The sequence below is a fragment of the Stieleria tagensis genome, from assembly GCF_024129865.1.
Lineage (GTDB): Bacteria > Planctomycetota > Planctomycetia > Pirellulales > Pirellulaceae > Stieleria > Stieleria tagensis.
The window spans coordinates 21,077-27,626 of the sequence record NZ_JAMYFE010000101.1; the positions used below are offsets into that span (position 1 = coordinate 21,077).

Below are 6,550 nucleotides of genomic sequence, written 5' to 3' on the forward strand. Positions count from 1 at the left end.
AGTGCAACTAAGGCCGGGACAGGGTGGCGACGTCCAGGTCAGGAATGCGATAGTTTTCTTCGCTGGTGGGCTTGCTGGTTCGGTGCAGGACCTGCTGAATGCCGTTCTTGTCTCTCGCTTTTGTGGCGACGATGTAGTGCAGTCCCACCGGCGCGTTGAACACATAGTGCCCTTGATCGTTGGTGGTGGTTTCGTCGCGCAGCCCGATCGTTTTACAGTCCGTGTCGGTCTTTGGTGTCGCCTCATAGAGCACCAGTTCGGCATTTTGCAGCGGGCGATTATTGTTTCGCAGGACGCCGCCGATCTTGGCAAGTGGTTGCACGACGACGCGAACCGGGGTCTCATCCATGGTGTTGACCAATGCTCGACCGCTGAGTTGGGTGTCACCCTCGGTCGTCGAGGCAAACACTGTGGTGGCAGAAACAGGGGTGGCCTGTTGGTCAGACTCTTGTGGCGACGCTTCACGCAGGTACAGTGCACAGGTCCCTTGAACACCGGTCTGTTGTCCAGTCGCAAGCGAGTCCCACACCACAATTTGATCGTCCAGCCAGCGTTGGCAATAAACGCCCACCGTTGCCCTGGGAATCGGTTTTCCGGCCGTGTCCGTCACGATGACCTGTAGCGGTTGGATCTGTTCGACTTCCAGATCGGCGACTTGAAACTCACTGCGTCCCTGAGGAATGGAAACCAGTTGTGCATCGTCGTGGGTGGTTGGTGCCGAGTCGTTTAAACGATAGCCGTCTCGATGGCCGCTAAGCGTGATCTTGGCATCGGCGTGGGGAACGACGATGTCCCAATTGCCGCCGGCGTCGGTGGAAGTGTTCCATTCTCGTTTCGCCTGGAAGACCTGCTCGGATCTCACGGTGACAGTCACCCCTTGGATCGGTTGCCGGTCGTCTTGACCGATCACACGCCCGGTCAGTTTGACGCCGGGTGCGGTTTGAAAGCTCACCGATTTCGTTTGCAGCAGTTCCCGGAAGGTCGTTGCTGTCGACACACTTAGCAGTACTAAATCGTCCGGTGGGATGGCGTGGTAGCGAAGTCTGCCTCGCAGTCGTGCGGCCCAATCGCGGAGCACATTCTGGTCCGCGTCCCAGGTCACGGTTCCGTCTTGGCCGGTGTACAGATGAGAGATCCCCGGTCCACGGATCTGCATTCCGGCCAAGGGCGAACCAGATGGATCGGTGACTTTGAATTGGATCTCGATCGGATCGGCGGCCCGGCGGTTGCTCGCAGGTTGGGATAGCGGGTCCGATTTGAGAAACGGATCAGCCCCCTGCCCAAAAACGTCTGGCCCACAGACAAGCAGACCTGCGACGCACAGGGCGGCGGCTAGACCCACAGACTGCATGTTCAACGCACTGATCATCGCTTTCTCCACCTGTTGCCACGACATCAACCGGACCACCAATTTCAATCTATCGGTGTGATGTTCGTAATGCAACAAAAATGGCTTAGCGGACTTTGCCGCGGGGCGTGGGTCTACAGTCGACCCAGAAGTTCGCTTTTCTTGCTGGCGAATTCTTCTTCGGTGATGTAGCCCTTGTCTTTCAGCGATCCCAACCGTTCGAGTGTCGCGATGATATCTTCGCCGCCCTCGCTGACAGACGCCGCGGATGGGATATTGGACGGTTGCGAGTCGTTGCCCGAAGGGGATTCGGGTTGATTCACCGCGGGCTGATTCACCGCGGGCTGATTCGTCTGAGGCGCGGGTTGCGCTGGCGGGTCCAGCGGGGCCGTCCCATCGCGTGACACCACCGGCAACGTGGACAGGTCAACGGTTCCGTATTGGCTGGTGAATGTGATCGACTGACCGCCGCCTTGCTGTTGGCTGAAGCCGTTGATCTGGTGATCGAGCGTATCATAGACCCATGGCGTGCCGCCGGTGGTGACGGCCAAGCGGTGGGAATTAGCGAAATAGGCGTACCGCAAGCTGTTCTGGGATCCGAGTGAAGAAGGCGAACCGAGTTCCGACGGCCACCAATTCGAACTCGGGTCGGGGACGAACAAACTGTTTGCCGATCCCATTTGGCCGCTCGCCTGGGATTGGGCGGTGTTGCCGTTTTGGCTTTGCGATTGAAACGAGCCACTGAAGGGGCTGGTTTGATGATTGGCCAACTCGCTGGAAATGTCGCTGCACAGGTTGTTGACCAGGCATTTCAAGTTGTTGTTGAACAGATCGCTGACCATCGTCATGCCGCCACGCATCCACTGGCCGGCACCGCAGAATTCGGGATGGTTGAACTGGGCCATCGATCCGTTGCCATTGCTGACGGCAACCAACATGTGGGTCACCGCGTCGGTCGAAAGGCCGTAGCGGGAGGCGAGTGACTGAACGAGTTGTTCGCCGGAGGAAGACAGACTGGGCATCGTGGTGCAGGAAAGTTAGAAGGGGGGGCTCAAGAAACAGGGTTTCTAATGAGACGTTAGCTGTCCGCGTTTGCCAGCCTTGGAGAATCCCTTCCACGAACGCGAACCAGAACAGGTTGAACGAATCTCTGAACCTACCACAAGCCGGAAAAAGAGTCGCGATGCAAATCGCGCGGATTCCCGAGAACTTCCTGCAATGCCGCCGGTTACGGGCATCGTGCGAGCTCTGCTTCGGGGAAATATCACCCGTTTCCATTCTAGCGACGCTTTAGACCTTTAGAACTCCGTTGCTGTCGCCAAATTGTTTCGCGTCGGCGCCCATTTGCTGCATCATCCACAGGTAAAGATTGCACAGCGGGGTGCCGTTTTCGTACTGGATGTGGCGTCCGGTTTTGATCCGACCGGCGGCCGATCCGGCCAACAGGATCGGCAGGTCATCGTGGTTGTGCCGGTCGCCGTCGCTGATCCCACTGCCGTATACGATCATGCTGTTTTCCAGTAGCGTCCGCTCGCCTTCGCGGACCGACCGCAGCCGATTCAGCAGGTATGCGAAGCGTTCGATGTGGAATCGATTGATCTTGGCGATCTCAGCCTGCTTGTGTTCGCTCTTGCCGTGGTGTGAAAGCTCGTGGTGGCCTTCGGTAACGCCGATCTCTTTGTAGCTGCGATTGCTGCCGGCGTTGGTGAACATGAATGACAGGATTCGGGTGCTGTCGGTCTGCATCGCCAGCGTGATCATGTCCATCATCAGATCGCTGTGTTTTTCCAATTCGCGCGGCACACCGCTGGGCCGCGGATAATCCGGCACGCCACTTTCATCCAGCCGCAATCGATCGGCACCGGCAAGACGTTTTTCAACATCACGGACGGCATACAAGTATTCGTCCAATTTGCGTTGATCAACAGTCGGCAGTGTCTTGTGCAACTGTTTGGCGTCTTCGAGTGCAAAGTCCAATACGCTCTTGCGATAGGTTTCGCGAGCCGATTTGGCACGTTTGGTTTCTTTGACGGTTTGCCCAGCGAACAGGCGGTCGAACAACGCTCCCGGATCGATTTCTTTGGACATCGGGTTGGTCGGCCCGCGCCACGACATGTTGGATGCATAGGCACAACTGTAACCGCTGTCACAGTTGCCGGCTTGGGCGCTGGATTCGAGTCCCAATTCCAGCGAAGCAAAACGGGTTTTGTCACCCACGTATTGCGCCGTGGCTTGATCGACCGAGATGCCGTTTTGAATATCCGCCCCGTTGGTCTTGCGGGGATGAGCCCCGGTCAAAAATGCAGCCACACTGCGGGCATGATCGCCGCCGCCGTCACCATGCGCACGGGCTCCGTCGAGTGTTAAACCGGACAACACATTGATGTCGTCTCGGTAATCGGCCAGCCGCTGCAGTGTCGGTGGCAAGTCGTATTTGAAACCTTCCTGTTGGGGTTTCCAGTCCGGCATGTGCGCACCGTTGGGCACATAGAAAAATGCCATCCGCAGCGGCGTCCGATCGGATCCGCCGGCGGCTGATAACAAGCGTGACGGTGACATCACATCCAGTAGCGGCAGTGCCAACGAAACACCGGCGCCGCGCAGAACCGTTCGACGTGAAATGGATTTGGGCATCGGGTTACTCTCGGAAACCTTGTTTTTGAAAGGGATCACTTTCGATGATAGCGACGATCAGATAGGCAAATCGGTCCTCGTGCGCACGGCACTGGCTAACGATTTTGTCGATCGCACATTTGTCGTAGTATTCGGTGCCGCGGCCGGTCGCATAGATCAGCAGTTTTTCTGCCAAACAACGAATGAATTGTTCTTTGCGGGGACCGGCCAGCAGACGTCGCAGATCGTCCACGCCGCTGAATGCGGTGCCGTCGGGGAACTTGCCGGAGGCATCGATTTCGTCCGCGCCGTCGGTGGTTCGCCAGCGACCGACCGCGTCAAAATTCTCCAGTGCAAACCCCAGCGGGTCCATCATGTTATGGCATGTCGCACAGGCCGGGTTGCTGCGATGCTGTTCCATTCGCTGACGCAAACTGCCGACCAGTTGGCCGCGGTCCAATTCCGGAACGTTGGGGGGCGCGGGCGGTGGTGGGGTGTTCAGCAAGTTTTCCAAGACCCATTTGCCACGTTTGACCGGGCTGGTGCGAGTCGGATTGCTGGTGACGGTCAACACACTGGCGTGCGTCAACAATCCGCCGCGCTGGGTGCCGGCCAACGAAACCTTGCGGAAGGCGTCGCCCTCGACCCCCGCGATTCCATAGAACTGCGCCAACGGTTGGTTCAGGTACGTGAAATCCGCATCCAGCAGCGTTGTCACCGGCAGGTTTTCACGCATCACACCGGCAAAGAACGTCAACGTTTCGCGTTTCATCAGTTCGCGGATCTGGTCATCAAACCCACGGTACATGCGGCGGTCCGGGTCGACGGTGTCCAGGTTGCGAATCTGCAGCCACTGCGACGCAAAATTCTCGACGAACTGGTTGGCACGACGGTCTTTCATCATCGATGCAATCTTGCCCAACAGCAATCTGCGGTCACGCAACGTTCCCCGATGCGCCATCAACAACAGTTCGTCGTCCGGCATACTGCTCCACAAAAAGTACGAGATTCGAGTCGCCAGTTCGTAGTCATCGATCGATGGCATCACACCATCGGTATCCGGTGTTTGTGGTGTTTCGACTTTGAACAGAAACGACGGTGACACCAGCACAGCGCCGATGGCGACTTGAATGCTCTCTTCAAACGTTCCACCGTCACTGCGGACTTGATCGGCCAACGCGACCAACCGGTCGACTTGCGAGGGGCTGGCCGGGCGGCGGAACGCGCGACTGGCAAATCGAGCGAGCACGGCGCGGGTGGCTTGCGAGGCATCGACGTCTTTGGACGGCGTGACAAACAGAATCTGCCGATGGCTGGGTGGGAACAGTGACGCATCGACTCGCGTCACCTTGTTTTCCGTGCCAACGAGTTTGACGTGGTGGAGGCGCAGATTTCGATCGGCGACGTCTTTTTCGTAGTAGTCGTTGATGAAACTGAATTCAATCTTTCGTTCGCCTTTGCCCAATCGCAATGGGATCTCGAATTCAGCCGCGTCGCTACCGGGCACCTCAATCACTTTGCTGCGCTGTCCGCATGTGACATCGATCTTGACCGGTTCGTCACCGCCCTGATCACCGCTGGCGGTCACGGTCAGGGTGTACATTCCGCCGAACGGAAGATCGACTTGCAACGCAACGGTGCCATTAGATGGCATCACCAAGGGTGTGCGGTTGCCGAATTTTTCGGCACCGATCAGTGACGTCGCACCGCGCTCGACTTCGTACAACTGTGGCGGCGGTGGCGTGTAGATGGCTTTGCCAGCGATCTGCAACGCAGCGTCCAAGTACTTTTCCATCAACAGCGGTGGCAGCGAAAGTACATCGCCGATGTTGTCGAATCCATAACCGACGTCGTCGCCGGGAAAGTCCGCGGCCGGTTGGTAATCGACGCCGGTCAAATCGCGAATCGTGTTTTGATATTCGGTGCGGTTAAGTCGTCGCAGCGCCACTCGGCCGGCGTTGGGGTTTTGCACACAATCAACTGCGTTGGCCAGGGCATCGATCATTCGCATCATGCGATCGCGGGTCGCCGCGTCCATTTCCGGGCCGTCCTCCGGTGGCATCGACCCAAGGCGGAGGTGCGCGATGGCTTGGGACCAACGTGACCGATTGGATTGCAGGCTGGCGGCGCGATCGTCGCTTTCCAAGTCGATTTCGCTGCTACTATCGTGACAGTCGTAACAATAGTTCCGCAGCAGGGGCAGCAAATGCGTTTTGAAATTCGTTTCGCGAGTCGCCGAGTCGGCCGACGCAGTGGTCACCGGCAGAGTGGTCGCTGACAGGATGGCCGCCAGCAAGGCGACCAGCAACAGGACCGAGGGCGTTCGACAGTATGGCATGAAGGGCAGCGAAACGAGGGGACGATTCTGGCTTAAGGGCGCGCAAGACTTTCTTACGTCATAGAGAACGCGTCAGACGTGCCAAAGATGCTCAGAAAAATCGCTGGAGTTCCACGCAGCGGGGGGCAGGAACCCCGTGCTGAATGCCTCGTAGGATCGGTCTCTCCCCCCGTTTCGGACTGTTGGAGTTGCGGTTTTGCCTGGGGGGTATGGGTTTATCGTAACCCGACACGTGAGTTTTGAAGTTGCGC

At 57.8% G+C, this 6,550-nt stretch carries 4 protein-coding genes; all 4 read right to left on the bottom strand.

The genetic code is table 11. The features are described from left to right. Positions 1-7: 7 nt before the first annotated feature. A complete protein-coding gene (locus tag NHH03_RS22075) occupies positions 8-1,396 on the bottom strand; it encodes a hypothetical protein (protein WP_253159735.1) in 1,389 nt (462 codons plus the stop codon). 86 nt (positions 1,397-1,482) lie between these two features. Then, positions 1,483-2,370: an SHOCT domain-containing protein gene (locus NHH03_RS22080; protein WP_253159737.1), complete on the bottom strand. Its 888-nt coding sequence runs from the start codon at positions 2,368-2,370 to the stop codon at positions 1,483-1,485. A gap of 268 nt (positions 2,371-2,638) precedes the next feature. Beyond that, positions 2,639-3,982 (bottom strand): DUF1552 domain-containing protein, encoded by a 1,344-nt coding sequence (locus NHH03_RS22085; protein WP_253159738.1) that lies wholly within the window; start codon positions 3,980-3,982, stop codon positions 2,639-2,641. A gap of 4 nt (positions 3,983-3,986) precedes the next feature. Continuing rightward, entirely contained in the window at positions 3,987-6,299 is a 2,313-nt protein-coding gene (locus NHH03_RS22090) for a DUF1592 domain-containing protein (protein ID WP_253159741.1), read from the bottom strand. Positions 6,300-6,550: the final 251 nt, after the last annotated feature.